Origin of the sequence: Acidovorax sp. 99, from assembly GCF_003096455.1 — a bacterium.
GTDB lineage: Bacteria > Pseudomonadota > Gammaproteobacteria > Burkholderiales > Burkholderiaceae_C > Acidovorax > Acidovorax delafieldii.
The window spans coordinates 3,119,527-3,144,828 of the sequence record NZ_QEKU01000001.1; the positions used below are offsets into that span (position 1 = coordinate 3,119,527).

22 protein-coding genes are annotated in these 25,302 nt (G+C 64.2%); 9 read left to right on the plus strand and 13 right to left on the minus strand.

What is annotated here, in order from left to right; genetic code table 11:
- The first annotated feature begins 117 nt into the window (after positions 1-117).
- Both cgtA and proB read left to right on the plus strand, forming a co-directional pair.
- The gene (cgtA, locus tag C8C95_RS14565) at positions 118-1,188 is read left to right on the plus strand and encodes an Obg family GTPase CgtA (RefSeq protein ID WP_056747278.1); all 1,071 of its coding nucleotides are present in this window, start codon (positions 118-120) and stop codon (positions 1,186-1,188) included.
- A gap of 90 nt (positions 1,189-1,278) precedes the next feature.
- Positions 1,279-2,421, plus strand: a complete 1,143-nt coding sequence (proB, locus tag C8C95_RS14570; protein ID WP_056060322.1) for a glutamate 5-kinase — start codon at positions 1,279-1,281, stop codon at positions 2,419-2,421.
- A 106-nt stretch (positions 2,422-2,527) separates the two neighbouring features.
- Here proB and C8C95_RS14575 read toward each other — a convergent pair whose 3' ends face one another.
- The gene (locus C8C95_RS14575) at positions 2,528-3,205 is read right to left on the minus strand and encodes an RNA pyrophosphohydrolase (protein ID WP_056060325.1); all 678 of its coding nucleotides are present in this window, start codon (positions 3,203-3,205) and stop codon (positions 2,528-2,530) included.
- A gap of 93 nt (positions 3,206-3,298) precedes the next feature.
- Here C8C95_RS14575 and C8C95_RS14580 point away from each other — a divergent pair, with 93 nt between their 5' ends.
- Both C8C95_RS14580 and C8C95_RS14585 read left to right on the plus strand, forming a co-directional pair.
- A complete protein-coding gene (locus tag C8C95_RS14580) occupies positions 3,299-5,041 on the plus strand; it encodes a proline--tRNA ligase (RefSeq protein ID WP_116749042.1) in 1,743 nt (580 codons plus the stop codon).
- Positions 5,038-5,745, plus strand: a complete 708-nt coding sequence (locus C8C95_RS14585; protein WP_207780605.1) for a lytic transglycosylase domain-containing protein — start codon at positions 5,038-5,040, stop codon at positions 5,743-5,745. The genes C8C95_RS14580 and C8C95_RS14585 overlap by 4 nt, the downstream gene beginning before the upstream one ends.
- 37 nt (positions 5,746-5,782) lie before the next feature.
- Here C8C95_RS14585 and C8C95_RS14590 read toward each other — a convergent pair whose 3' ends face one another.
- From C8C95_RS14590 to hemA, 6 genes are all read right to left on the minus strand, one after another.
- Positions 5,783-7,126, minus strand: coding sequence for a hemolysin family protein (locus C8C95_RS14590; protein ID WP_116749044.1), 1,344 nt, complete (start codon positions 7,124-7,126; stop codon positions 5,783-5,785).
- Positions 7,127-7,293: 167 nt separating this feature from the next.
- The gene (locus C8C95_RS14595) at positions 7,294-8,301 is read right to left on the minus strand and encodes an AAA family ATPase (RefSeq protein ID WP_116749045.1); all 1,008 of its coding nucleotides are present in this window, start codon (positions 8,299-8,301) and stop codon (positions 7,294-7,296) included.
- 156 nt (positions 8,302-8,457) lie between these two features.
- The gene (grxD, locus tag C8C95_RS14600; protein WP_015012726.1) at positions 8,458-8,781 is read right to left on the minus strand and encodes a Grx4 family monothiol glutaredoxin; all 324 of its coding nucleotides are present in this window, start codon (positions 8,779-8,781) and stop codon (positions 8,458-8,460) included.
- Between the two features lie 63 nt (positions 8,782-8,844).
- Positions 8,845-9,699 (minus strand): peptide chain release factor N(5)-glutamine methyltransferase, encoded by an 855-nt coding sequence (prmC, locus tag C8C95_RS14605; RefSeq protein WP_116749046.1) that lies wholly within the window; start codon positions 9,697-9,699, stop codon positions 8,845-8,847.
- A gap of 72 nt (positions 9,700-9,771) precedes the next feature.
- Entirely contained in the window at positions 9,772-10,860 is a 1,089-nt protein-coding gene (gene prfA, locus C8C95_RS14610; RefSeq protein ID WP_116749047.1) for a peptide chain release factor 1, read from the minus strand.
- Positions 10,861-10,973: 113 nt separating this feature from the next.
- Complete coding sequence (gene hemA, locus C8C95_RS14615; protein WP_116749048.1) at positions 10,974-12,293, minus strand: glutamyl-tRNA reductase; 1,320 nt, start codon at positions 12,291-12,293, stop codon at positions 10,974-10,976.
- Positions 12,294-12,365: 72 nt separating this feature from the next.
- Between hemA and C8C95_RS14620 the strand changes: the two genes are divergently transcribed.
- Both C8C95_RS14620 and C8C95_RS14625 read left to right on the plus strand, forming a co-directional pair.
- Positions 12,366-12,644, plus strand: coding sequence for a hypothetical protein (locus C8C95_RS14620; RefSeq protein WP_116749049.1), 279 nt, complete (start codon positions 12,366-12,368; stop codon positions 12,642-12,644).
- Between the two features lie 173 nt (positions 12,645-12,817).
- A complete protein-coding gene (locus C8C95_RS14625; protein WP_116749050.1) occupies positions 12,818-13,786 on the plus strand; it encodes a tripartite tricarboxylate transporter substrate binding protein in 969 nt (322 codons plus the stop codon).
- Between the two features lie 99 nt (positions 13,787-13,885).
- Here C8C95_RS14625 and ugpQ read toward each other — a convergent pair whose 3' ends face one another.
- The 6 genes from ugpQ to ugpB form a co-directional block, all read right to left on the minus strand.
- Positions 13,886-14,647, minus strand: a complete 762-nt coding sequence (gene ugpQ / locus C8C95_RS14630) for a glycerophosphodiester phosphodiesterase (RefSeq protein WP_116749051.1) — start codon at positions 14,645-14,647, stop codon at positions 13,886-13,888.
- Entirely contained in the window at positions 14,644-15,012 is a 369-nt protein-coding gene (locus C8C95_RS14635) for a VOC family protein (protein WP_116749052.1), read from the minus strand. The genes ugpQ and C8C95_RS14635 overlap by 4 nt, the downstream gene beginning before the upstream one ends.
- 4 nt (positions 15,013-15,016) lie before the next feature.
- Positions 15,017-16,027, minus strand: coding sequence for a sn-glycerol-3-phosphate import ATP-binding protein UgpC (locus tag C8C95_RS14640; protein ID WP_056060362.1), 1,011 nt, complete (start codon positions 16,025-16,027; stop codon positions 15,017-15,019).
- Between the two features lie 61 nt (positions 16,028-16,088).
- Positions 16,089-16,940 (minus strand): sn-glycerol-3-phosphate ABC transporter permease UgpE, encoded by an 852-nt coding sequence (ugpE, locus tag C8C95_RS14645; RefSeq protein WP_056060366.1) that lies wholly within the window; start codon positions 16,938-16,940, stop codon positions 16,089-16,091.
- Between the two features lie 2 nt (positions 16,941-16,942).
- Positions 16,943-17,824 carry a sn-glycerol-3-phosphate ABC transporter permease UgpA gene (ugpA, locus tag C8C95_RS14650; RefSeq protein WP_015012736.1) on the minus strand — a complete coding sequence of 294 codons (882 nt, stop codon included), beginning with the start codon at positions 17,822-17,824 and terminating at the stop codon, positions 16,943-16,945.
- Between the two features lie 120 nt (positions 17,825-17,944).
- Positions 17,945-19,258, minus strand: coding sequence for a sn-glycerol-3-phosphate ABC transporter substrate-binding protein UgpB (ugpB, locus tag C8C95_RS14655; protein WP_116749053.1), 1,314 nt, complete (start codon positions 19,256-19,258; stop codon positions 17,945-17,947).
- A gap of 300 nt (positions 19,259-19,558) precedes the next feature.
- Between ugpB and serA the strand changes: the two genes are divergently transcribed.
- The 3 genes from serA (at position 19,559) to C8C95_RS14670 (ending at position 25,232) form a co-directional block, all read left to right on the plus strand.
- The gene (gene serA, locus C8C95_RS14660; RefSeq protein ID WP_116749054.1) at positions 19,559-20,788 is read left to right on the plus strand and encodes a phosphoglycerate dehydrogenase; all 1,230 of its coding nucleotides are present in this window, start codon (positions 19,559-19,561) and stop codon (positions 20,786-20,788) included.
- Positions 20,789-20,886: 98 nt separating this feature from the next.
- Complete coding sequence (locus tag C8C95_RS14665; protein WP_116749055.1) at positions 20,887-24,801, plus strand: FAD/FMN-binding oxidoreductase; 3,915 nt, start codon at positions 20,887-20,889, stop codon at positions 24,799-24,801.
- Positions 24,801-25,232 carry an HIT family protein gene (locus C8C95_RS14670; protein ID WP_116749056.1) on the plus strand — a complete coding sequence of 144 codons (432 nt, stop codon included), beginning with the start codon at positions 24,801-24,803 and terminating at the stop codon, positions 25,230-25,232. The genes C8C95_RS14665 and C8C95_RS14670 overlap by 1 nt, the downstream gene beginning before the upstream one ends.
- Positions 25,233-25,302: the final 70 nt, after the last annotated feature.

Consider the following 25,302-nt stretch of genomic DNA (forward strand, 5'->3'; position numbering starts at 1 on the left):
TGGTCTGCACGCGTCGCTGGTGCGCATTTGGTCTGTGGCGCCTGGAATGGCCACTGCTGTTCCGCCACAATTGGTCAGCAGCCGACAGTACGGCCTCTTTTGTAAACTGGATACCCCATGAAGTTCGTCGACGAAGCCTTTATTGACATTGCCGCAGGTGATGGTGGCAATGGCTGCGTGTCGTTCCGGCACGAAAAATACAAGGAGTTCGGCGGTCCCAATGGTGGTGACGGTGGGCGCGGGGGGCATGTGTTTGCTGTGGCCGATCCCAACCTGAATACCCTGGTGGACTATCGCTACTCGCGCCGTCACGAGGCCAAACGGGGTGAGCATGGCATGGGCTCCGATATGTTCGGCGCAGCGGGTACGGACATCACACTCAAGATGCCGGTCGGGACCATCATCACCGACGCCGAGACGGGTGAAGTTCTGTATGAGCTGCTGACCCCGGGCGAGGTCATCACCATCGCCAAAGGCGGTGATGGCGGCTTTGGCAACATGCGTTTCAAGAGCGCAATCAACCGTGCCCCGCGTCAAAAAACACCGGGCTGGCCGGGCGAGAAAAAGAATTTGAAGCTGGAGCTGAAGGTGCTGGCCGATGTGGGCTTGCTGGGCATGCCCAACGCCGGAAAGTCCACCTTCATCACGGCCGTGTCAAATGCGCGACCGAAGATTGCGGATTACCCGTTCACCACGCTGCACCCCAACCTGGGCGTCGTGCGAGTGGGGCCTGAGCAGAGCTTTGTTGTAGCCGACATCCCCGGTCTGATCGAGGGAGCCTCTGAGGGCGCTGGCTTGGGCCACCAGTTCTTGCGCCATCTGCAACGCACGCGTTTGCTGTTGCACATCGTGGACTTGGCACCGTTTGACGATGCTGTGGACCCGGTGGCTCAGGCCAAGGCCATCGTGAACGAGCTCAAGAAATACGACCAGCAGCTTTACAACAAGCCGCGTTGGCTGGTGCTGAACAAGCTGGACATGGTTCCCGCTGATGAGCGTGAGGCGCGCGTGAAGGATTTTGTGAAGCGCTTCAAATGGAAGGGGCCGGTGTTTGAGATCTCGGCCCTTACGCGTGAGGGCTGCGAGCCGCTGATTCACGCCATCTTCCGCCATGTGCAGTCCGAGCAGCGCACGGAGAACGAGCCGGTGGAGGTGGATCCCCGTTTCGCCGGCGATGCGCCAGCCTGACGCATCGGCGCTCAGAGGATAGGAATTGCTACATTTTTAATAGCTACTCAGGCATGAAGCAGTAGCGCTATCGGCATCAAAGACATCAAAATGGTTTCCAGCGTATTGAGAGATGCCCGCCGCATCGTGGTGAAGGTGGGCTCCAGCCTTGTGACCAACGAAGGGCGTGGACTGGATGAAACCGCCATCGGTGAGTGGAGTCGCCAACTGGCCGCGCTGGTGCGCGGTGTTGGGGGTGCCCCACGCGAGGTGGTGATGGTGTCCAGCGGTGCCATTGCCGAAGGCATGAAGCGCCTGGGCTGGACCACAAGACCCCAGGAAATCCACGAGCTGCAGGCTGCTGCAGCGGTGGGGCAGATGGGGCTGGCGCAGATGTACGAAACCAAGCTGCGCGAGCAGGGGATGGGCAGCGCGCAGGTACTGCTTACCCATGCCGATCTGGCGGACCGTGAGCGCTATCTCAATGCGCGCTCCACCTTGCTCACGCTGCTGCGTTTGGGCGTGGTGCCGGTGATCAACGAAAACGACACGGTGGTCAATGACGAGATCAAGTTTGGCGACAACGACACGCTGGGTGCGCTGGTGGCCAACCTTGTGGAAGCCGATGCCCTGATCATCCTCACAGACCAGAAGGGGCTCTACACCGCCGACCCGCGCCGTGATCCGTCTGCGCAGTTTGTGCATGAGGCCAAGGCGGGTGATCTTGCTCTGGAAGCGATGGCGGGCGGCGCGGGCTCCAGCATTGGCAAGGGCGGCATGATCACCAAGATTCTGGCGGCCAAGCGCGCTGCAGGCTCTGGCGCATCGACCGTGATTGCCTGGGGACGCGAATCCGACGTATTGGTCCGTTTGGTGAGTGGTGAGGCGTTGGGTACTTTGCTGGTTGCCCAGACACAGAAAAAGCAGGCCCGCAAGCAGTGGATGGCGGACCATTTGCAACTGCGTGGGTCTGTGGTGGTGGACGCTGGGGCTGCGGCCAAGGTGCGCGACGAAGGCAAAAGCCTGCTACCCATCGGCATGACGGCGGTGGAGGGGGACTTTTCGCGCGGCGACGTGATTGCCGTGCGCGACGGGTCTGGGGCAGAGATTGCACGCGGCTTGGCCAACTATGCAGCGGCGGAAGCCCGCCTTCTGTGCCGCAAGCCGTCGACGGAGTTTGAGAAACTGCTGGGCTACATGGCTGAGCCGGAAATGGTGCACCGAGACAATCTCGTGTTGGCGCAAGGCGCATAGAGACTGGGTGCGCGCATCAATCCTTGTCGATTCAGGACTGAGCGGATTCGCCCATCAAAACAAAACGCCTGCAGATGCAGGCGTTTTTCATAGTGCGATGTCAGGGTCAGCGCGGTGTGTCTGATACCGATGGCATGCCGTCGAGTTCTCCCGGCATGCTGTTTTGAGGATCAGGATCAAAACTGGCACCTGGGGGGAGTTCCATGCCAGGGTTGACCAGCATGGAGCCTGTGCGGAACATGTTGGCGACGCCCGCATGTTCACCCTCGCGGGTGCGTAAACCGCTGCGCAAATAGCGGTTGCGCTGCTCGTGTCGCGGCAGATAGCGGGCCAGTTCGGTGAGCGCCATCTCATAGACACCGCGCTTGAACTCGACCACCACATCCAGTGGAACCCAGTAGTCGTTCCACCGCCAAGCGTCAAACTCCGGGTGATTGGTAGCACGCAGGTTCAGATCCCAGTCGTGCCCCATCAATTGCAAAAGGTACCAAATCTGCTTCTGGCCCTTGTAGTGGCCGCGCGCATCGCGGCGGATGTACCGGTCAGGCACCTCATAGCGCAACCAGTCCCGGGTGCGGGCCACCACGCGAACGTGGTTGGGCAATAATCCCACCTCCTCATGCAGCTCGCGGAACATGGCTTGCTCGGGGGTCTCGCCCCGGTCAATGCCACCCTGCGGGAACTGCCAGCTGTGGGTGCGAATGCGCTTGCCCCAAAACACCTGGTTTTTCTGGTTGAGCAGGATGATGCCGACGTTCGGCCGAAAGCCGTCCCGGTCAAGCATAATCAAACCCCAAATTTTTAAACTGTGTCCATTATGCACGGCGCCTAGCGCGCAGCAAGTGGACAGCCCCGTTCTGCCTGCAATCGATTCCCGATGAAAGCCTCCCAATTCTTCATTTCCACCCTCAAGGAAGCTCCGGCGGACGCCGAAGTGGTCAGCCACAAACTCATGACGCGGGCCGGGCTGATCAAGAAGCTGGGCGCTGGCATCTATAACTACATGCCTCTGGGCCTGCGCGTGATCCGCAAGGTGGAAGCCATCGTGCGTGAAGAGATGAACCGCGCGGGTGCTGTCGAGCTGACCATGCCCGTGGTGCAGCCCGCTGAGCTCTGGCAGGAAACCGGGCGCTTTGAGAAAATGGGCCCCGAGCTGCTGCGCATCCAGGATCGCCATGGTCGCGACTTCGTGGTGCAGCCGACCAGCGAAGAAGTGATCACTGACATCGCCCGTCAAGAGCTCAAGAGTTACAAGCAGCTGCCGAAGAACTTTTACCAGATCCAGACCAAGTTCCGCGACGAGCGCCGCCCCCGTTTTGGCCTCATGCGCGGACGTGAGTTCATCATGAAGGATGCCTACAGCTTTGACCGCGACCAAGTGGCCGCCAAGGCCAGCTACCAGGTGATGGCTGCTGCCTATCGGCGGATCTTTGACCGCTTCGGCCTGACCTACCGTGCCGTCGCCGCTGACAGCGGCGCCATCGGGGGGGACCTGTCGGAAGAGTTCCAGGTGATTGCCGCTACGGGCGAAGACGCCATCGTCTACTGCCCGCAGAGCGACTACGCCGCCAACATGGAAAAGGCGGAGGCGCTGGCCCCCGCCGGACCACGCGGCGCTGCCACGCAGGCGCTGACCAAAACAGCCACCCCAGGCAAGAGCACCTGTGCCGATGTGGCAGAACTGCTGGGTGTTCCGCTGAACACCACGGTCAAGTCACTGGTGCTGGCCACGGACGAAACCAACGAAGCGGGTGAGATCGTCAAGACCCAGGTGTGGCTGCTGCTGCTGCGCGGCGACCACGATATGAACGAGATCAAGGTTGGCAAGGTGCCAGGACTGGCGGGCTTCCGCTTTGCGACGCTGGGCGAAATTGAGGACCACTTTGGCTGCAAGCCGGGTTATCTGGGCCCCATCGGCTTGAAGAAGCCTTTGAAGATCGTGGCAGACCGCGAAGTCGCTGTGATGGCCGACTGGATCTGCGGCGCCAACGAAGTGGACTTTCACATCGCCGGCGTCAACTGGGGCCGCGACCTGCCCGAGCCTGACATGGTGGCCGATCTGCGCAACGTGGTGGCGGGCGACCGCTCCCCGGACGGCAAGGGCGAGCTGGCGATCGAGCGCGGTATCGAAGTGGGCCATGTGTTCTACCTGGGCACCAAATACAGCAAGGGCATGAACGCGACCTTCCTGGGCGACGACGGCAAGCCGGCATTCTTCGAGATGGGCTGCTACGGCATTGGCGTGACGCGCCTGCCCGCTGCCGCCATTGAACAAAACCACGACGAGCGCGGCATCATCTGGCCGGATGCGATTGCGCCGTTCACGGTGGTGGTCTGCCCCGTGGGCATGGACCGCAGCGAGGCCGTCAAAGCCACGGCCGAGCAACTGTATGCCGACCTGCTGGCCGCGGGCGTGGACGTGATCCTGGACGACCGTGGCGAGCGCCCCGGCGCGATGTTTGCCGACTGGGAATTGATCGGCGTGCCACACCGCGTGACCATTGGCGACAAGAGCCTGAAAGAGGGCGTTGTCGAGTACCAGCACCGCCGTGACACCGCCGCCACCAAGGTGGCCGTGGCCGACATCCTGGCCCATGTGAAGGGCCGCATGGCCGTATGAGCATGAGCGGCGCCTCCTCCATCGCTCCGTCGGCCGCGGCCTCGGGCGGCCCTGCGGGGCTGTCGCGGCGCGGCTGCCTGTTGTCGCTGGCTTCGCTGGCAGCGCCCGCCGCCTGGCTGGGCGCTCCGCAGGTGGCGCACGCTGGCGGGCAGCTGGAGGAGCCCCTGATGGACTCGGTGCGCACCGCACTCAGCTCTGCCATTGCCAACCAGGCGCCGCCCGAGCCGGAGTTTTTTACCACTGAAGCGCGCCTGCACTACCTGCGGTGGCTGGGCACGCAGAGTGATCGCCTGCGGCCGCGCAAACCGGACCTGGAAGTACGCCGCGATTTTTTGCAGACGGTCTGGTACGAATCCAAGCGCGCCGGGCTGGATGTATCCCTGGTCTTGGGGCTGATCCAGGTAGAAAGCGGATTCCGCAAGTTTGCGGTGTCCAGCGTTGGAGCGCGGGGCTACATGCAGGTCATGCCCTTTTGGACGCGCGTGATTGGCGATGGCGACCCGGGTAAGCTGTTTCACATGCAGACCAACCTGCGTTTTGGCTGCGTCATCCTGCGTCACTACATCGATCGTGAGCAGGGCGATTTGTTCATGGCCCTGGGCCGCTACAACGGCAGCCGCGGCCGGTCGCCTTACCCCGATGCCGTCTTTGGAGCGCAGCGCAAGTGGCTGTTTGCCGATCGGCCGCAGTCGCCGGCCGCATAGAACGATCAGCGTGGCTGTGACACGGGCCGCACCTTGGTCACTCCACAGCGGTTCCCGTCGGTGCTGACGGGCTCGGGGCCGATGCACCAGGGGCCCCGCCCAGCCTGGAGACCATGACCTGGTCGATGCGATAGCTGTCCACGTCCAGCACCTCAAACTTGTAGCCACCCCAGCTCACGCTGTCAGTGCGGCGTGGCACGCGGCGTAGCATCACCATCAGGAAGCCCGCCAGGGTTTCGTACTCGCCGGTGTGCGGCAGCTCGTCCAGCGACAGGGCGTGCAGCACATCCTCAATGGGGGTGACCCCATCGATGAGCCAGGAGTTCTCATCCCGTCGCACGATCTGCTCTTCGTCCGCCGGGCCCACCAGGTCACCCATCACGGTGCTCATGACATCGTTGAGCGTGACCACACCGACCACCAGGCTGTACTCGTTCACGATCACGGCAAAGTCCTCGTGGACTTGGCGGAACTGCTCAAGCACCTCCGACAGGGTCAGCCGGTCGGGCACGATCAGCACCTTGCGCACCAGGCTGTCGTCGGCCAGTGAAATGGGCTGGTTGTTCAGCACGCGCTGAAACAGGTCCTTGGCATCCACATAGCCCACCACATGGTCGATGTCGCCCTCGCAGACCGGGTAGGTGGAAAACGGCTCGGCCGCAATGCGCAGGCGGATCACCGAGTCGGGCTCGTCGCGCAGGAAGAACGCCACCCGGTCGCGCGGCGACATGGCGCTGGACACCGTGCGCGTGTCCAGCTCAAACACGTTGGTGATGACCTGTTGCTCGCGCGCTGCCAGCACCCCGGCGCGGGCACCGGCCTCCATCATGGCTAGGATGTCGTCGGAGGTGATGCGGTCGTCGCGCAACGATGACAAGCCCAACAGGCGGAACAGCGCATCCGCCCCCCGGCTGTAGAACCACACCAGCGGCCGCAACAGCGTCATGCACCAGGCCATGGGCTGTGCCAGCCGTATCACCAGCCGTTCGGGCTCGGCCATGCCCAGGCGTTTGGGGAACAGGTCGGCAAACAGGATGAACAGCGAGGTGATGATGAGGAAGGAGGCCAGGAACCCCGCCCGCTCGGCCGTGGGCCCTGACATCCACAGCGCAAACAGTTCGCTGAAATGCGGGCTCAATGCCCCTTCGCCCACGATACCGCCCAGGATGGCCACAGCGTTTTGCCCCACCTGCACCACCGTGAAATAGTCGCCCGGCTGCTCTTGCATGCGCAGTACCCGGTCCGCGCGCGCGTCGCCTTCGTCGGCCATCTGGCGCAGGCGCAGGCGGCGGGCGGCCGCGAGCGAAATCTCGGCCATGGAGAAAAAGGCGCTGGCTGCAATCAGCAGCCCGATCACGAAGAGGCTTTGGGACAGGGTCATGGGACGAGGGTGGAGCCGGTGCACGGTGTGTGTGCACGGGCCACCAAGTGTATCTGCGCACCTTGTGCGCCGGCCTGCTGATGCTGCCTGGGTGGGTGGTGCCAACCCCGCGCCAAGCCTTTGCTTGGCGTGGCGGGGGAGGCGGCACCAGCAGGCGACCGCGCTACTTACTGCACAAAGCCGATGCGGCTGCGCCCCGTGGCCGCCTTGGGCAGGTCGGTGATCTCCACGGTAGACCGGCGGTCCAGCCGCGCGTTGCCAAAGCCGGTCATCAGCGCCCGCCGCATCTCGCGCGGGGGCATTTGGGCCAGGTGGTCGAGCACGTCGTCCAGCGGTTCGGGGTCGATCAGGCGACCCCAGTCATGCCCTGCGCGGATACCCTGGTACAGGTTGCGGGCGATGGTGCGGGCCTGCTCCAGCGTGGGCGCCTCCACCTCGAACACGTTCATGCGGTTCAGGATGGGGTCGGGAATGCCGCGTGTGTCGTTGGCTGTGGTGATCCAGATCACCTGGCTCGCGTCGATGGCCACCTCGGCAAACTCGTCGGTAAAGCTCTGCGCCGTGTCGTATTCGAGCAGGCTGTACAGCGCGCCCAGTGGGTCGTACTGCGCATCGCTGCTGGCCTTGTCGATCTCGTCCACCACGATGACCGGGTTGGCGTATTCGCCCTCCACAAGCGCTTCGAACACTTTGCCAGGCCGCGCGCCCTTCCATTGTGCGGACGAGCCCGACAGCAGCCAGCCAGCGGTCATGGAACTCATCGGCAGCAGGTTCATGCCCGTGCCCAGCAGCTCGGCCAGGTGGCGTGCAAAGTGGGTCTTGCCAATGCCGGGCGGGCCCAGCAACAGCATGGGCGTAACTTCCAGGCCATCGCTGCTGTCCTGTGCCAGCGCCACGTGGCGCTTCACATCGTCCAGCACCTCGGTGAAGTTGGGCAACTGCTCGTACAGGCTGGCCATGTCGGGCACGCCAGAGGGCTTGACCTGAAAACGCTCCGGGCCACGCTCCAGCATGCGTTCGTACACGGTGCGCAGGGTTTCGTATTCGCGCTGGTTGCCCGACTCTTGCAACCGGGCCAGCTTGCGTTCCACATCACCCGGATGGAACACGTTGCGCATCTGGGCCACCGGCAGGCGCAGGGCGGGAGACTGGGGAACAAGGCTATGGCTGGTCATTGCATGCTCCTGTGAGGGTTACGTCACGCAATCATTCAAGCACACAACATGCCCGCTGCTCCATCGGAAAAGCCCCTGATTGGTGCCACTGTTGCGGGCAAACAAAAAGGCCGCCCGAAGGCGGCCTGATGGCGGGTGGCGCAACGGCTGCGTCGATCAGCCTTCGGTGCCCAGCACCTGCTTGAGTTCGCCCGATTCGTACATCTCCATCATGATGTCCGAGCCGCCGATGAACTCGCCCTTCACGTACAGCTGGGGGATCGTGGGCCAGTTGCTGTATTCCTTGATGCCCTGGCGGATTTCGTCGTCTTCCAGCACGTTGACGGTGACCACGCTCTTGGGGTCCACGCCGCAGGCCTTCAGGATCTGGATGGCGCGGCCGGAGAAACCGCACATGGGGAAGCTGGCGCTGCCCTTCATGAACAGCAGGATATCGCTGGATTTGACGAGGGCGTCGATGCGTTGTTGGGTGTCGCTCATGGGGAAAACTCCTGGTAAAGGGGCTGGCGGGCAGGGGGGGCTAGGAGCCCGCGATGGGGTGGATTATTTCACTGTCTGCGCCGCAGGCCACTGCCCGCCCGTGCAACGCGCAATGCCAGCGAGGTCATTGCGGCTGTGTACCTGCGTAAACCCCTGGGTGGCCAGCAGCGCCTGCACGGCTTGGGCCTGGTCGTAGCCATGCTCTAGCAGCAGCCAGCCGCCGGGGCGCAGGTGGGTGGGCGCCTGGGCCGCGATGGTGCGGATGTCTTCCAGGCCGTCTGCGCCGCTGGCCAGGGCCTGCAGCGGCTCATGGGTCAGGGCCGCCAGGTGCGGGTCGGCGCTGGGGATGTAGGGCGGGTTGGAGACGATGGCATCGAAGGGGCCCTCCACGCCCGCCAGCCAGTTGGCTGGCTGGAACTGCACGGGCAGGCCCAGCCGCTCCGCATTCGCCTGCGCCACAGCCAGCGCATCGGTACTGGCATCTACCGCGAGCACCTGGGCGTCGGTGCGCTGGCTTTGCAGCGCCAGGGCGATGGCACCGCTGCCGGTGCCCAGGTCCACCACGCGGGGCGATGCCAGCGGGGCGATCACCTGCAGCGCCCAGTCCACCAGGGTTTCGGTGTCGGGGCGCGGGTCCAGCACGCGCGCGTCCACCTGCAGCGGCAGGCCGTAGAACTCCTTGCGGCCGGTGAGGTAGGCCACCGGCTCGCCCGCCAAACGGCGCTGGCACAGGGCGATGAACTGGGCGTGCACGGCTTCGTCCATGGCGTCGGTGTCGTGCGCCAGCAGCCAGGCGCGGCCTGCATCAGGCCGACCCACGGCGTGCAGCAGCAGCAGTTGCGCGTCGATACGCGCCAGGCCCAGGGTGTGGGCCTGCGCCAAAGCCTGGGCGAGGGTGGGAGAGGTGGTGTGGTTCACTATTGTTTTGATAGCTTTTCAGGCATATGACTCTAGCGCTACCAGCCAATTTGTCTCAAATTCTGGCCTGGCTCACCCGGTGGCGCCCATCTCCAGCTCTTCCAGCTGCTCGGCCTCGCGGGCATGCTGCAGGGCCTGCAGCACATCGCCCAGGTCGCCTTCCATCACGGCCAGCAGCTTGTACAGCGTGAGGTTGATGCGGTGGTCGGTCAGGCGCCCCTGCGGGAAGTTGTAGGTGCGGATGCGGTCGCTGCGGTCGCCGCTGCCGATCAGGCCCTTGCGCAGCGCGGCTTCTTTGGCGGCGCGTTCGCTGCGCTCTTTCTCCTGGATGCGCGCCTGCAGCACCTGCAGCGCCTTGGCCTTGTTGCTGTGCTGACTGCGGCCGTCCTGGCATTCGGCCACGATGCCGGTGGGCAAGTGCACCACGCGCACGGCGGAGTCGGTCTTGTTGATGTGCTGGCCGCCCGCGCCGCTGGCGCGGAAGGTGTCGATGCGCAGGTCTGCCGGGTTCAGGGTGATGGCCTGGTGCTCATCGGGCTCGGGCATCACGGCCACGGTGCAGGCGCTGGTGTGGATGCGGCCCTGCGTCTCGGTGGCGGGCACGCGCTGCACGCGGTGGCCGCCGGATTCGAACTTGAGCGCGCCGTAGACGTGGTCGCCCTCCACGCGCAGCACGATTTCCTTGTAGCCGCCCAGCTCGCTTTCGTTGGCGCTCATGATCTCCACCTTCCAGCCCTCGGTGGCGGCATAGCGGGTGTACATGCGGGTCAGGTCGGCGGCGAACAGGGCGGATTCATCGCCGCCCGTGCCCGCGCGGATTTCGACGAAGGCATTGCGCGCGTCGTCAGGGTCCTTGGGCAGCAACAGGCGCTGAAGTTCGTCCTCCAGCTGTACCAGCTCAGCCTCGGCACCGGTGATTTCTTCTTGCGCCATTTCGGCCATGTCGGGGTCGGCCAGCATCTCGCGCGCACCGGCCAAGTCGGCCTCGCGCTGCTGGTAGCGGGCGTAGCGGCCGGCGATCTGCGTGACCTCGGCATGTTCGACGGAAATGCGCCGGTACTGCGCCATGTCGCTCATGATGTCTTCGCGCGAGAGCAGGAAGTCGAGCTCGCCCAGGCGTTGTGCGTAGCGCTCCAGCTGGCTTCGGAGAAAGGGTTTCATGGAATTCTGGGAAAAGGATTTGCTACAGATTTGGTAGCTGGTAGCGCTTGTATATCAAGCGCTTGAGGCCGATTTGACTCAAATCGGAACGGCTGCGGAGCGGGCGAGCGCCGCTACAGGCCGTTGTTGTGGGGGGTCTTGCTTTGCGAGCGCAGGAACAGGCGTGAGACGGTCTGGGCCGTCTGGGCGCGCATCTCGGCATCGCCCGCACGCAGCTCGGCCAGGGTGCCGTGCAGCATCTTTTGCGTGAGGCCGCGCGAGAGGGCTTCGAGCACGGCGTCCACATCCTCGCCCTTGGCCAGCAGCTTCTTGGCACGGGCGATTTCCAGCGCGCGCCATTCGTCCGTCTGGGCGTTGAGCTGCTGGATCAGCGGCACCACGCCGCCCTCGGCCGCCGCGGGGCTACGCAACTCCATCCAGTGCATGAAGCTTTGCACACCGGCGTCGATGATGGCTTCGGCCTGCGCCACGGCGGCCTGGCGGTTGGCCTGCGCGGTCTGGACCACGGTGGCCAGGTCGTCCACGGTGTACAGGTAGACGTCGCCCAGGGCTTTCACCTCGGGCTCGATGTCGCGCGGCACAGCCAGGTCCACCATGAAGATGGGGCGGTGGCGGCGCTTCTTGAGCGCGCGCTCCACCGCGCCCAGGCCGATGATGGGCAGGCTGCTGGCGGTGCAACTGATGACGGCGTCGAACTCGTGCAGGCGCTCGGGCAGGTCGGCCAGGCGCATCACCTCACCACCGAAACGGGTGGCGAGCTTTTCGCCGCGCTCCAGCGTGCGGTTGGCAATGGCGATGGCCTTGGGGTTCTTGGCGGCGAAGTGCGTGGCGCACAGCTCGATCATTTCACCCGCGCCGACGAAGAGCACGCGGATCTTGGAGAGGTCTTCAAACAGCTGGCTGGCCAGGCGCACGGCGGCGGCGGCCATGCTGATGCTGTGGGCGCCAATCTCGGTGCTGGTGCGCACCTCTTTGGCCACCGCAAAGCTGCGCTGGAACAGCTGGTTGAGCGTGGTGCCTAAAGCGCCGGCTGTTTCGGCGGCGCGCACAGCGTCTTTCATCTGGCCCAGGATCTGGGCCTCGCCCAGCACCATCGAATCGAGGCCGCTGGCCACGCGGAAGGCATGGCGGGCGACGAGGCTGTCTTCGAGGGTGTAGGAGTGCGAGCGCAGCAGCGCGGGGCTCACGCCACCGCTTTGGGCCAACCAGCCCAGCGTGTGGTCCATGGCCGATGCCTCGGCAGCGCAGTAAATCTCGGTGCGGTTGCAGGTGGAAATGATGGCGGTTTCCACGCCGGGGTGCCGGGTGTTGCTGCCCAGCGACTGGCGCAAACCCTGCAACGTGGGCGCAATCTGATCGAGCGCAAACGCAAACCGGCCGCGCAGATCGAGCGGCGCGGTGGTGTGGTTGATGCCGAGGGCCCAGACTGCCATAAGCCGCAATTATAAAATTGTTGGCCCGAACAGGCGGCCTTGCTTGTTCAAGCCTTGATTTGGGTCAATTCCATGGGTCCGCTGGACATCGCCAACCACCTTCTCAACTTTGTTGCACCCGCTGCCGCCATGGCGCTGGTGTTGTTGCTTTCGGGCCGCATGGTGGGCTCGCGCAGTGCCTCTGCAATGTCTGTGTGGCTGCGGTGGGCGATTCTGTTTGCCGTGGGGGTGGCGGTGCTCGCGGCAGGGCTGGTGCTGTGGGGGCGTGACGGCAAGATGCTCACCTATGCCGCGCTGGTGGTGGCCTGCGCCACTTGCCAGTGGGTGCTGGTGCGGGGCTGGAAGGCTTGAAGCTTTCAGCAAGCCGTCACGTGTTTTGAGGGTTTGCGAGAGGTGATCTGGAGGGCTGTCGCGCCCTGGTGTCTGATAGCCTCGTTACACCTTCCAGGACGGTTGCCATGGCCCGCTCTGACGGAACTAGCGAACACCCCCGTACACCCACAACCAATGCTGGAGACAACCCCATGAAGCTGCTGCGTACCTGCATCACCCTGGCCGCAGGCCTGGCCTTTGCTGCCGCCGTGCATGCGCAGGCGTTTCCGTCCAAGCCCATCCGTATCGTGGTGGGCTTCCCCGCCGGCGGGCCGCTGGACCAGCATGCGCGCCTGCTGTCCGACAAGCTGCAGACCGTGCTGGGCCAGCCGGTGGTGATGGACTACAAAGCCGGAGCCGGTGGCACCGTGGGCGCGCAGGAGGTGATGAAAGCGCCCCCTGACGGCCACACCATCATGCTGGCCAACACCGGGGTGATGGTCATCAACCCCGCGCTGTACAGCCGCCTGCCCTATGCCACCCTCAAGGACTTTGTGCCCGTGGCGCGCACGGCCATGCAGCCGCTGGCCTTGCTGGTCAACACCAGCGTGCCCGCCAAGAATCTGCAGGAGTTCATGGCCTATGCCAAGTCGCGGCCTGGTCAGGTCAACTTTGGCTCGGCGGGCAATGGCGGCATCAGCCACCTGGTGCCCGAGATGTTCAAGACCGCCACGGGCCTGTTCATGGTGCACATCCCCTACCGGGGCAGCGCGCCGGCATTCACCGACCTCATGGGCGGGCAGGTGCAGTTCATGGCCGAGAGCATTCCGCAGGCTGCGTCGTACCACAAGCAGGGCAAGGTGCGCGCCCTGGCCGTGACCAGCAAGGAGCGCAACCCCGCGCTGCCCGAGGTGCCCACGGTGATCGAGAGCGGTATCAAGGGCTTTGAGGTGGTGGGCTTCTACGGTTTTCTGGCGCCTGCAGGCACGCCCAAGGACGTGGTCAACAAGCTCAGTGACGCCTTTGGCCAGGTGCTGCAGATGCCCGACGTGCGCAACCGCATGGTGAGCCAGGGCGCAGACCCGGCGTTTCTGGGCGCGGACGACTTTGCCAAGTTCCTGGCCGCCGAGATGCCACGCTGGGCGGATGCTGTCAAGAAGTCCGGCGCGAAGATGGATTGACCCCCTGAGGCGCTAAGCGCGACACCACCGGTGGCCCGGTGAGGCCGGCCCACGGTGGCCGCTGGATTGGGATGGGGGGTGTTTTGGTGAAGTGGTGCCCTATGGCTTGGCAGGCGAGAAAAAATCCACTCGGTCGGTGATGATGCCGTCCGTGCCCAGCGCGATGAGGCGCTGCGCTGCCCAGTCGTCATTCACCGTGTAGCTCAGCGTACGCATGCCCAGGCCGTGCACTTGGTCCACCAGGGCCTGGTCCCACAGCGCGTGGTTGCACACGATGGCCACGCAGCCCAGCGCCTGGGCTTTGTCCAAACACCCGTCCCACAGCGCGTCGATCAGCAGCGCGCGGGGTATGTGGGGGGCGGTGGCCATGGCACCGGCCAGTGCCTCGGGCTTGAACGACGAGAACAAGGGCGGCACAGCCTGGCCTTGCCACAGCCGCGCAGCGTATTCACCCACCACGCGGCCAGTCACTTCTTCTTGGCCTGGTGTGGGCTTGATCTCGATGTTCAGGAAAAACCCGTTGGCAATGCAGTAGCGCGCCAGGTTCTCCAGTGTGGGAAGGGGCTCGCCCGCGTAGCTGCGGGAATGCCAGCCACCTGCATCCAGCTGGGCAAGCTGGGTCCAGGGCCGGTCGCCGCCGGTGCCGTGGCCGTTGGTCGTGCGCTCCAGCGTGGCGTCGTGCATCAGAAAGGGCACGCCGTCGCTGCTCAGCTTGGCGTCGCACTCGAACATGCGGTAGCCGTATTGGGCACCCAGCCGGAAGGCGGCCAAGGTGTTCTCAGGGGCCAGCTTGCCCGCGCCGCGGTGGGCGATCCAGCGGGGGTAGGGCCAGGGGGCGAGGGTAGACGAGGGTGCGCTCATGCGGGTTCACCAAATTTCAGCAGATTGCCATGGGGGTCGATGACATACATCTCCTTCATGCCCCAGGGCTGGACAGTGGGAGGTGCCAGTTGCAGGCCGCGTGCCGTGAAATCCGCATGCAGCAACCCAGTGTCTGCACGTACGTAGCACGAAGTGTTTTCTGCTATATGGCGCTCGGTGCAGGGCCAAAAGTGCAGCTCGCAGCCATCGCGCTGCAGGATCAGGTAGTTATCCATCTCTAGCAGTGCGGTGAACCCCAGCCGCTCGACGTAGAACTGCCGGGTCTCTGCCAGGTGCAGCGAGGCCAGCACCGGCACGGTGGCCAGAACCCCGTGCCCGGTGCCGGCGGCTTCAGGCGGCTGCACGGGCTCAGTCGGGGATGCGTTTACCGGTGGTGGCATCGAAAGCGTGCAGGCGGTCGGGACGGGGCACGACGTGGATCACCGCATCCGGCTGCGGCGCGTGGGTGCCTTCTTCTACCCGCACGATGATCTGTTCGCCGTTGATGCGGCCGTAGATCAGGCGCTCGGCACCCAGCAACTCCACAGTTTCGACGGTAACGGCCCAACCCTCGCTGCGCACATCCAGATGCTCCGGGCGGATGCCCAGAATGGTGCCCGGTTTGGCGCCTGGTGCGTTTTTGAGCAGGTTCATCGGCGGCGAGCCGATGAAACTGGCCACGAAGGTGGAGGCGGGCGTGTGGTAGACCTCTTCGGGCGTGCCGAACTGCTCCATGTTGCCCGCGTTCATCACGATCATGCGCTGGGCCAGCGTCATGGCCTCGACCTGGTCGTGTGTCACGAACAGGCTGGTGATGCCCAGTTCGCGGTGCAGCTTCTGGATTTCGAGGCGGGTCTGGGCGCGCAGCTTGGCGTCCAGGTTGGACAGCGGCTCGTCAAACAGGAACACCTGGGGCTGGCGCACGATGGCGCGGCCCATGGCCACGCGCTGGCGCTGGCCGCCCGACAGCTCGCGCGGCTTGCGCTCCAGCAGGTGGCCCAGTTCGAGGATCTTGGCGGCCTTGTCGACGCGCGCCTTGATCTCTTCCTTGGGTACCTTGGCGATCTTCAGGCCATAGGCCATGTTCTCGAAGTTCGTCATGTGGGGGTACAGCGCGTAGTTTTGGAACACCATCGCGATGTCGCGCTGGGCGGGTTCCAGGTCGTTGACCACACGGTCGCCAATGCGCAGTTCGCCGCCGGAGATTTCTTCCAGGCCCGCCACCATGCGCAGCAGGGTGGACTTGCCGCAGCCCGAGGGGCCGACGATGACGACGAACTCGCCGTCCTTGACCTCGGCGTTCACGCCGTGGATGACCTGGTTGGCCTTGGGGCCCACGCCGTAGCGCTTGACGATGTTGCGGAGAGAGAGGGATGCCATATGTGCAATGAATTTGATAGCTACAGGGGCTTATTGAACAAGCGCTTGCAGGAGTTTTGTCTTATTTTTCGGTGTCCACCAGGCCCTTGACGAACCAGCGTTGCATGACCACCACCACAAAGGCAGGCGGCAGCATGGCCAGGAGGGCCGTGGCCATCACGATGTTCCATTCGTTGCCTGCGTCGCCACCGGCCAGCATGCGCTTGATGCCGATGACCACCGGGTACATGTCTTCGGATGTGGTCACCAAGAGCGGCCACAGGTACTGGTTCCAGCCGTAGATGAACTGGATCACGAACAGTGCGGCAACCGAAGTGCGCGACAGCGGCACCAGGATGTCCTTGAAAAAGCGCATCGGACCGGCGCCGTCCACACGTGCGGCCTCCACCAGCTCATCGGGCACCGTCAGGAAGAACTGGCGGAACAGGAAGGTGGCGGTGGCCGAGGCGATCAGCGGCACCGTGAGGCCCGCGTAGGTGTTGAGCATGCCCAGGTTGGATACGACCTGGTAGGTAGGCCCGATGCGCACTTCCACGGGCAGCATCAGCGTGATGAAGATCAGCCAGAAGCAGATGCCCTTGAAGGGGAAGCGGAAGTACACGATGGCAAACGCCGACAGCAGCGAGATGGCGATCTTGCCCACCGTGATGACCATGGCGGTGACAAAACTCACCCACATCATGCGGGCCACAGGCGCGGTGGAGCCCGCACCCGCGCCGCCGCCAAACAGCGCGTCGTGGTAGGTCTGCCAGAAGTTGCTGCCGGGCACCATGGGCATGGGCACCTGAACGATGTCCTGTGCGGTATGGGTGGAGGCCACGAAGGCCAGGTACAGCGGGAAGCCGACGATGATCACGCCCAGCACCATGATGAGGTGCGAGAACGCTGTGAGATAGGGGCTGCGTTCGACCATTTTTAGTATTGAACCTTTTTCTCAACGTAGCGGAACTGAATGACGGTGAGCACCACCACGATGGCCATCAGCACCACCGATTGCGCGGCCGAGCCGCCCATGTCCATGGCCTTGAAACCATCGTGGTAGACCTTGTAGACCAGGATGGAGGTATCGCGCCCGGGACCGCCCTGGGTGGTCGAGTCCACGATGGCAAAGGTGTCGAAGAACGCGTACACGACGTTGATCACCAGCAGGAAGAACGTGGTGGGCGACAGCAGCGGGAACTGAATGCTCCAGAACCGGCGCCAGGGGCCCGCACCGTCGATGGCGGCGGCTTCGATCAGCGATTTGGGGATGGACTGCAAACCTGCGAGGAAAAACAGGAAGTTGTAGGAGATCTGCTTCCACACCGCTGCAATCACGATCAGCGTCATCGCGTGGTCGGAGTTGAGCATGTGGTTCCAGTCAAAGCCCGACTGGCGCAGCATGTAGGCCACCACACCCAACGAGGGCGAGAACATGAACATCCACAGCACACCTGCCACCGCAGGGGCGACGGCGTAGGGCAGCAGCAGGGCGGTCTTGTAGACGATGGCGCCCTTGATGATGCGGTCGGCGAAGATCGCGAGGATCAGCGACAGGCCGATGCCCACCACCGCCACCAGGATCGAGAAGAAGGCCGTGGTCTTGAACGAGGCGAGATAGCCCGGGTCTTCAAACAGGGCCTTGAAGTTGTCCAGCCCCACCCATTCGGTGGACATGCCAAAGCTGTCCTGCATCTGGAACGACTGCACCAGGGCCTGGCCTGCGGGCCAGAAGAAGAACACGCTGATGATGACCAGCTGGGGAGCCAGAAGCACCCAGGGTAGCCACGCAGAGCGGAAAAGTACGCGTTTTTCCATGACGAAACTCTCAAAAAGAAAACCCCGCCGCCCCGTGAACCAAGTGGGTTGACGGGGCGGCGGGCTTTCGATGCCGCCCGGCCGGGTGGCCAGGTGGCATCGACAGATGGTGGACCGTGCTTACTTGTTGGCGCGTGCGAAGCGGGCCAGCTGCTCGTTGCCACGGGTCACGGCGGTGTCCAGGGCTTCCTTGGGCGACTTCTTGCCCGACCAGATTTGTTCGGTTTCCTCGTCGATGATCGAGCGGATCTGCACGAAGTTGCCCAAGCGGATGCCGCGCGACTTGTCGGTGGCCTTGCGGATCATCTGCGTCACGGCCACATCGGTGCCGGGGTTCTTGTCATAGAAACCGGAGGCCTCTGTGAGCTTGTACGCGCCCATGGTCACAGGCAGGTAGCCCGTGCGCTGGTGGCTGGCGGCCTGCACCTTGGTGTCGTTCAGGAAGTTCAGGAAGCTGGCCACGCCCTTGTATTCCTCGGGCTTCTTGCCGGCCATCACCCACAGGCTGGCACCACCGATGGCGGTGTTCTGGGGAGCGCCCTTCACGTCAGGGTAGTAGGGCAGGGTGGAGATGCCGTAGGCAAACTTGGCTTCCTTGGCCACGCGGGCGTACAGGCCCGACGAGCCGGTGATCATGGCGCATTCACCGGAGGGGAAGGATGCATCGGCGGTGTTGTTGCGGCCCTTGTAGACGAAGCTGCCTTCCTTGGAGGCCTTGGCCAGGTTCTCGAAGTGGCGCACGTGCAGGGGGGTATTGATCTGCAGCTGGGCGTCGTTGCCATCAAAGCCGTTGTTCTTCGATGCGAACAGAGTGTTGTGCCACAGCGAGAAGCTCTCCAGCTGCGTCCAGCTCACCCAGCTGGTGGTGAACGGGCAGCTGTGGCCGCTGGCCTTCAGCTTGGAGGCAGCAGCAAACACTTCGGGCCAGGTCTTGGGCGGCTTGTCGGCGTCCAGGCCGGCCTTCTTGAAGGCGTCCTTGTTGTAATAGAAGATGGTGGTGGAGCTGTTGAGCGGGTAGCTCAGCATCTGGCCATTGGGGGCGGTGTAGTAGCCGGCCACTGCGGACACGTATTCGGTGGGCTCAAACTTGAAGCCTGCGTCGTTCAGCACCTTGGCCGCAGGCACGATGGCGCCCTTGCTGGCCATCATGGTGGCGGTGCCCACTTCGAACACCTGCAGGATGTGGGGAGCATTGCCGGCGCGGAACGCGGCGATGGCACCGGTCATCGATTCGTCATACTGGCCCTTGTACGTGGGAACCACCTTGTACTGGGTCTGGCTGGCGTTGTATTGCTTGGCCAGGTCATTGACCCAGTCGCCCAGCGCTGCACTCATCGAGTGCCACCATTGGATCTCAATGGGAGCCTGCGCTTGTGCAGGCACGCAGACCGACATGGCAACAGCAGCACAGACCGCCAGAAGCTTCGTTTTCATGAATATTTCCTCCGAGGATGACGAAAAGCACAAGGGCCGGATGCTATGCAGCCTTTGTGACATTGATATGTCGTTGTCGCATGACCTCGCGCCATGCATCAACCGGGGAAACCCCTTGGGTTACCCGTGAGGGGTGCGATTGTGACCTTTTTGTGACAAGGTGTGGCGCATTTGCCGAGGCTTGCAAGGTTTTGTGCAATGCACCATGCTGGTGACTGTTCACCTGCGTGGACACCCTCGGTTCGTTCGCGCCGCCGCGCGCCGGACGTTTCCTTCTTTCACCCCTTCTCCTTCATCGCCATGGCCACCAATTCGCTCGACAAGAACAAGATCAAGTTTCTGCTGCTCGAAGGCATCCACTCCTCCGCAGTGGATGTGATCCGGGCGGCGGGCTATACGCAGATCGAGACGGTGTCCGGTGCGCTGCCGGACGAGGAACTCAAGCGCAAGATCGCCGACGTGCACTTTGTAGGCATCCGCTCGCGCACGCAGCTGACCGAAGAGGTGTTTGCCCAGGCCCACAAGCTGGTGGCCGTGGGCTGCTTTTGTATTGGCACCAACCAGGTGGATTTGAACGCCGCGCGCGAGCGGGGCATTGCGGTGTTCAACGCGCCGTACTCCAACACCCGCTCTGTGGCCGAGCTGGTGCTGGCCGAAGCCATCCTGCTGCTGCGCGGGGTGCCCGAGAAGAACGCCGTGGCGCACCGGGGCGGCTGGCTCAAGAGCGCCGACAACGCCTACGAGATCCGTGGCAAGACCCTGGGCATCGTGGGCTACGGCTCCATCGGCACGCAGCTGTCGGTGCTGGCCGAGGCGCTGGGCATGCACGTGGCCTTCTTTGATGTGGTCAACAAGCTGCCCCTGGGCAATGCGCGGCAGGTGCAACACCTGCACGACCTGCTGGGCCAGAGCGACATCGTGAGCCTGCACGTGCCCGAGCTGCCGTCCACCGAGGGCATGATCGGCGCCGCCGAGATCGCTGCCATGAAACCCGGCGGCATCCTCATCAACGCCGCGCGCGGCACGGTGGTGGATATTGAGGCGCTGGCTGCGGCCCTCCAGGCCAAGAAGCTTCTGGGCGCCGCCATCGACGTGTTCCCGGTCGAGCCGCGCACCAACAAGGACGAGTTCCAGTCGCCCCTGCGCGGGCTGGACAACGTGATCCTGACCCCGCACATTGGCGGCTCCACCTTGGAGGCGCAGGCCAACATTGGCCTGGAGGTGGCCGAGAAGCTGGTCAAGTACAGCGACAACGGCACCAGCACCTCGTCGGTCAACTTCCCCGAGGTGGCGCTGCCGGCCCACCCCGGCAAGCACCGTCTGCTGCACATCCACCGCAACGTGCCAGGGGTGCTGTCCGAGATCAACCGCATCTTCTCGGACAACGCCATCAATGTGTCGGCCCAGTACCTGCAGACCAACGAGAAGATCGGCTATGTGGTGATCGACATCGATGCTGCCTCGTCCGACCTGGCGCTGGACAAGCTGGCCCGGGTGAGTGGCACCCTGCGCAGCCGCGTGCTGTTCTGAGGCTCTGGCAGGGCTGCTTCGGCTCAGCCTGGCAGCCCTGGCCCGGCAAGCCGTAGGCCGGTGGCTTAAAATCGCGCCCCCACCCCAGGTAGACCCCCATGAATGTACCGATCGCGCTGGCGGCCTTGCAGACGCAGGCCGCCGAGCCTGCCCGACTGCGAGAAATTCCCTATAACTACACCTCGTTCTCCGACCGGGAGATCGTGATCCGGCTGCTGGGCTCCGCCTCCTGGGAGGTGCTGGACCAATTGCGCAAAGAGCGCCGCACGGGCCGCTCGGCCCGCATGCTGTATGAGGTGCTGGGCGATATCTGGGTGGTGCAGCGCAACCCCTACCTGCAGGACGACCTGCTGGACAACCCCGGCCGCCGCAAGCTGCTGGTTGATGCGCTGAACCACCGGCTGGCCGAGATCGAAAAGCGCCGCACCCCCGCCGACGACGCCGACCGCGACCGCCTCGTGGGCGAGCTCGTCGTCGCCGCGCGCCGTGCGGTGGCCGAGTTCAACGCCACTTTCGAGCAGGCCGCGCAGCTGCGCCGCCAGATCCAGAAAACCCTGGGCCGCCTCACGGCCAAGGACAACATCAAGTTCGACGGCCTCTCGCGCGTGTCCCACGTGACCGACGCGACCGACTGGCGCGTCGAGTACCCCTTTGTGGTGCTCACGCCCGACACCGAGGCAGAGATGGCAGGCCTGGTCAAGGGCTGTATCGAACTGGGCCTGACCATCATTCCGCGTGGGGGCGGCACCGGCTACACCGGCGGCGCGATCCCGCTGACCTGGAAGAGCGTGGTCATCAACACCGAAAAGCTCGAAGCCATGACCGAGGTGGAGATGCGCCGCCTGCCGGGCCTGGACCGCGAGGTGGGCACGGTGTGGACCGAGGCCGGCGTGGTCACCCAGCGTGTGGCCGATGCGGCCGAGCGTGCGGGCTTTGTGTTTGCGGTGGACCCGACGAGCGCCGAGGCATCGTGCATTGGCGGCAATATCGCCATGAACGCGGGCGGCAAGAAGGCCGTGCTCTGGGGCACTGCGCTGGACAACCTGGCCAGCTGGCGCATGGTCACGCCCGACGCCCAGTGGCTGGAGGTGACGCGCCTGGACCACAACATGGGCAAGATCCATGACGTGGAAGTGGCCACTTTCGAGCTGCAGTATTTCGAGGCCGATGGCAAGACGCCCGTGCGCACCGAGCGCCTGAGCATTCCGGGCAAGACTTTCCGCAAGGAAGGCCTGGGCAAGGACGTGACGGACAAGTTCCTCGCCGGACTGCCCGGCATCCAGAAGGAAGGCTGCGACGGCCTCATCACCAGCGCGCGCTGGGTGGTGCACCGCATGCCCGAGCATACGCGCACCGTGTGCCTGGAGTTCTTCGGCAACGCCAAGGACGCCGTGCCCAGCATCGTCGAGATCAAGGACTTCATGTTTGCCGAGCAAAAGCGCAGTGGCGTGCTGCTGGCGGGCCTGGAGCACCTGGACGACCGTTACCTGAAGGCCGTGGGCTACGCCACCAAGAGCAAGAAAGGCAACGGCGGCCTGCCCAAGATGGTGCTGATTGGCGACATTGCCGGCGACAACGCCGATGACGTGGCCCGCGTGACCAGCGAAGTGGTGCGCCTGGCCAACACCCGCAGCGGCGAAGGCTTTGTGGCCATCACGGCCGATGCGCGCAAGAAGTTCTGGGCCGACCGCAAGAAGACGGCGGCTATCAGCCGCCACACCAACGCCTTCAAGATCAACGAAGACGTGGTGATCCCGCTGCCGCGCATGGCCGAGTACACCGACGGCATCGAGCGCATCAACATCGAACTCTCCCTGCGCAACAAGCTCAAGCTCTGCGACGCGCTGACCGAGTTCTTCGAGCGTGGCAACCTGCCCCTGGGCAAGCACGACGCCGACGACGAGGTGCCTTCTCCCGAGCTTTTGCAAGACCGCGTGGCCCAGGCCATCGCCCTGGTGGAAGAGGTGCGCGCCCTCTGGCAAGGCTGGCTGCACGATGTGGAAACCCTGTTCCCCCAGCTGCAGGACCACACGCTGCGCGCCAGCTGGAAGACCCAGCTGCGGGCGCCGCTGCAGGCCATCTTCACCGGTGCGGCGTTCAAGCCCATCCTGGACGAGGCCGTGGCCATCCACAAGCGCGTGCTCAAGGGCCGCGTGTGGGTGGCGCTGCACATGCACGCTGGCGACGGCAATGTGCACACCAACATCCCCGTCAACAGCGACGACTACGAGATGCTGCAGACGGCGCACGAGGCCGTGGCGCGCATCATGGTGCTGGCGCGCAGCCTCAATGGTGTGATCTCGGGCGAACACGGCATTGGCATCACCAAGCTGGAGTTTTTGACCGACGACGAGCTGCGTCCCTTTGCCGAGTACAAGCGCAAGGTGGACCCGGAAGGCCGTTTCAACAAGGGCAAGTTGCTCCGAAATCAGGAGCAATCCGGGCATGTTCCACTAGCGCTTGGCGCCGATTTGGCCTCAAAACCTGCGCTGCATGCCGATCTGACCAACGCCTACACGCCCAGCTTCGGGCTGATGGGCCACGAGTCGCTGATCATGCAGCAGAGCGACATCGGCGCCATTGCCGATTCGGTCAAGGACTGCCTGCGCTGCGGCAAGTGCAAGCCCGTGTGCTCCACGCACGTGCCACGCGCCAATCTGCTGTACAGCCCGCGCAATAAGATCTTGGCGACCTCGCTGCTGGTCGAGGCGTTTTTGTACGAAGAGCAGACCCGCCGGGGCGTGAGCATCAAGCACTGGCAGGAGTTTGAAGACGTGGCCGACCACTGCACGGTGTGCCACAAGTGCGAGAGCCCTTGCCCGGTGAAGATCGACTTCGGCGACGTCACCATGAACATGCGCAACCTGCTGCGCAAGATGGGCAAGAAGACCTTCCGCCCCGGCAACGCGCTGGCGATGACCATGCTCAACGCCACCAACCCGGACACCATCAAGCTGATGCGCTCGGCCATGGTGGACGTGGGCTTCAAGGCCCAGCGCATGGCCGTGGACCTGCTGCGCAAGGTGGGCCGCAAGCAGACGGCCAAGCCGCCGGCCACGGTGGGCACGGCTCCGATCAAGGAGCAGGTGATCCACTTCATCAACAAGAAGCTGCCCGGCGGCCTGCCCAAGAAGACGGCGCGTGCGCTGCTCGACATCGAAGACAAGGACTACGTGCCGATCATCCGCAACCCGCAGGCCACCACGGCCGAGACCGAGGCGGTGTTCTACTTCCCGGGCTGTGGCTCGGAGCGCTTGTTCTCGCAGGTGGGCTTGGCAACCCAGGCCATGCTGTGGCACGCGGGTGTGCAGACGGTGCTGCCGCCGGGCTACCTGTGCTGCGGCTACCCCCAGCGCGGCTCGGGCCAGTTCGACAAGGCCGAGAAGATGATCACGGACAACCGTGTGCTCTTCCACCGCGTGGCCAACACGCTCAACTACCTCGACATCAAGACCGTGGTGGTGAGTTGCGGCACCTGCTACGACCAGCTGCAGGGCTACGAGTTTGACAAGATCTTCCCGGGCAGCCGCATCATCGACATCCACGAGTACCTGCTGGAAAAGGGCATCCAGCTGCAGGGCAAGGGTGCCTACCTGTACCACGAGCCTTGCCACAACCCCATGAAGCTGCAGGACTCGATGAAGACCGTGAAGGCGCTGGTGGGCGAGCAGGTCTTGAAGAGCGAGCGTTGCTGCGGCGAGTCGGGCACGCTGGGTGTGACCCGGCCCGACGTGTCCACGCAGGTGCGCTTCCGCAAGGAAGAAGAGATCAAGAAGGGCGAAGCCCAGCTGCGTGCCAGCGGTGCTGTCGGCGCGCAGGACAACGTGAAGATCCTCACCAGCTGCCCCAGCTGCCTGCAGGGCCTGAACCGCTACGAAGGCGACCTGAACAACGGCTTGCTCGAAGCCGACTACATCGTGGTCGAGATGGCGCGCGAGATCCTGGGCGAGAACTGGATGCCTGAGTACGTACACCGAGCCAACAACGGCGGCATTGAGCGGGTGCTGGTCTGATGACCTGCCCCTTGTGCGCTGAAGACGGCGGCGCATTGGTCTGGCGTGGCGAGCGCCTGCGTGTCATCCGTGCGCAGGAGGCGGGGTTCCCCGCCTTTTACCGCGTGGTCTGGAACGCGCATGTGGCCGAGTTCTCGGACCTGGCCGCCGCTGACCGTGCGCATTGCATGGAAGCCGTGACCCTGGTGGAGCAGGCGCTGCGCCAGCACCTGTCGCCGACCAAGGTCAACATCGCAGCGCTGGGCAACATGGTGCCGCACCTGCACTGGCACGTGATTGCGCGGTTTGACTGGGACAGCCACTTCCCGGCCCCGGTATGGGCCGCTGCGCAGCGGCCCAGCCCGGCCGAGCAAGAGGCCGCCCTGCGGGCCCTGTTGCCCGCGCTGGAAGCGCAGCTGCAGTCCCAGCTGGCGCAGTGGGCCGCCCGGTAACCTTGCTGGCAGCGTGTGCCGGGGCGGGTGGGACAATGGCAGCCGTCGTTTCTGACAACAGTTTTCTCAA

Bases quoted from the DNA above. Each gene is read 5' to 3' on its own strand.
- cgtA (WP_056747278.1), top strand. From the start codon at position 118: ATGAAGTTCGTCGACGAAGCCTTTATTGACATTGCCGCAGGTGATGGT.
- proB (WP_056060322.1), top strand. From the start codon at position 1,279: ATGGTTTCCAGCGTATTGAGAGATGCCCGCCGCATCGTGGTGAAGGTG.
- C8C95_RS14575 (WP_056060325.1), bottom strand. From the start codon at position 3,205: ATGCTTGACCGGGACGGCTTTCGGCCGAACGTCGGCATCATCCTGCTC.
- C8C95_RS14580 (WP_116749042.1), top strand. From the start codon at position 3,299: ATGAAAGCCTCCCAATTCTTCATTTCCACCCTCAAGGAAGCTCCGGCG.
- C8C95_RS14585 (WP_207780605.1), top strand. From the start codon at position 5,038: ATGAGCATGAGCGGCGCCTCCTCCATCGCTCCGTCGGCCGCGGCCTCG.
- C8C95_RS14590 (WP_116749044.1), bottom strand. From the start codon at position 7,126: ATGACCCTGTCCCAAAGCCTCTTCGTGATCGGGCTGCTGATTGCAGCC.
- C8C95_RS14595 (WP_116749045.1), bottom strand. From the start codon at position 8,301: ATGACCAGCCATAGCCTTGTTCCCCAGTCTCCCGCCCTGCGCCTGCCG.
- grxD (WP_015012726.1), bottom strand. From the start codon at position 8,781: ATGAGCGACACCCAACAACGCATCGACGCCCTCGTCAAATCCAGCGAT.
- prfA (WP_116749047.1), bottom strand. From the start codon at position 10,860: ATGAAACCCTTTCTCCGAAGCCAGCTGGAGCGCTACGCACAACGCCTG.
- hemA (WP_116749048.1), bottom strand. From the start codon at position 12,293: ATGGCAGTCTGGGCCCTCGGCATCAACCACACCACCGCGCCGCTCGAT.
- C8C95_RS14620 (WP_116749049.1), top strand. From the start codon at position 12,366: ATGGGTCCGCTGGACATCGCCAACCACCTTCTCAACTTTGTTGCACCC.
- C8C95_RS14625 (WP_116749050.1), top strand. From the start codon at position 12,818: ATGAAGCTGCTGCGTACCTGCATCACCCTGGCCGCAGGCCTGGCCTTT.
- ugpQ (WP_116749051.1), bottom strand. From the start codon at position 14,647: ATGAGCGCACCCTCGTCTACCCTCGCCCCCTGGCCCTACCCCCGCTGG.
- C8C95_RS14640 (WP_056060362.1), bottom strand. From the start codon at position 16,027: ATGGCATCCCTCTCTCTCCGCAACATCGTCAAGCGCTACGGCGTGGGC.
- ugpE (WP_056060366.1), bottom strand. From the start codon at position 16,940: ATGGTCGAACGCAGCCCCTATCTCACAGCGTTCTCGCACCTCATCATG.
- ugpA (WP_015012736.1), bottom strand. From the start codon at position 17,824: ATGGAAAAACGCGTACTTTTCCGCTCTGCGTGGCTACCCTGGGTGCTT.
- ugpB (WP_116749053.1), bottom strand. From the start codon at position 19,258: ATGAAAACGAAGCTTCTGGCGGTCTGTGCTGCTGTTGCCATGTCGGTC.
- serA (WP_116749054.1), top strand. From the start codon at position 19,559: ATGGCCACCAATTCGCTCGACAAGAACAAGATCAAGTTTCTGCTGCTC.
- C8C95_RS14665 (WP_116749055.1), top strand. From the start codon at position 20,887: ATGAATGTACCGATCGCGCTGGCGGCCTTGCAGACGCAGGCCGCCGAG.
- C8C95_RS14670 (WP_116749056.1), top strand. From the start codon at position 24,801: ATGACCTGCCCCTTGTGCGCTGAAGACGGCGGCGCATTGGTCTGGCGT.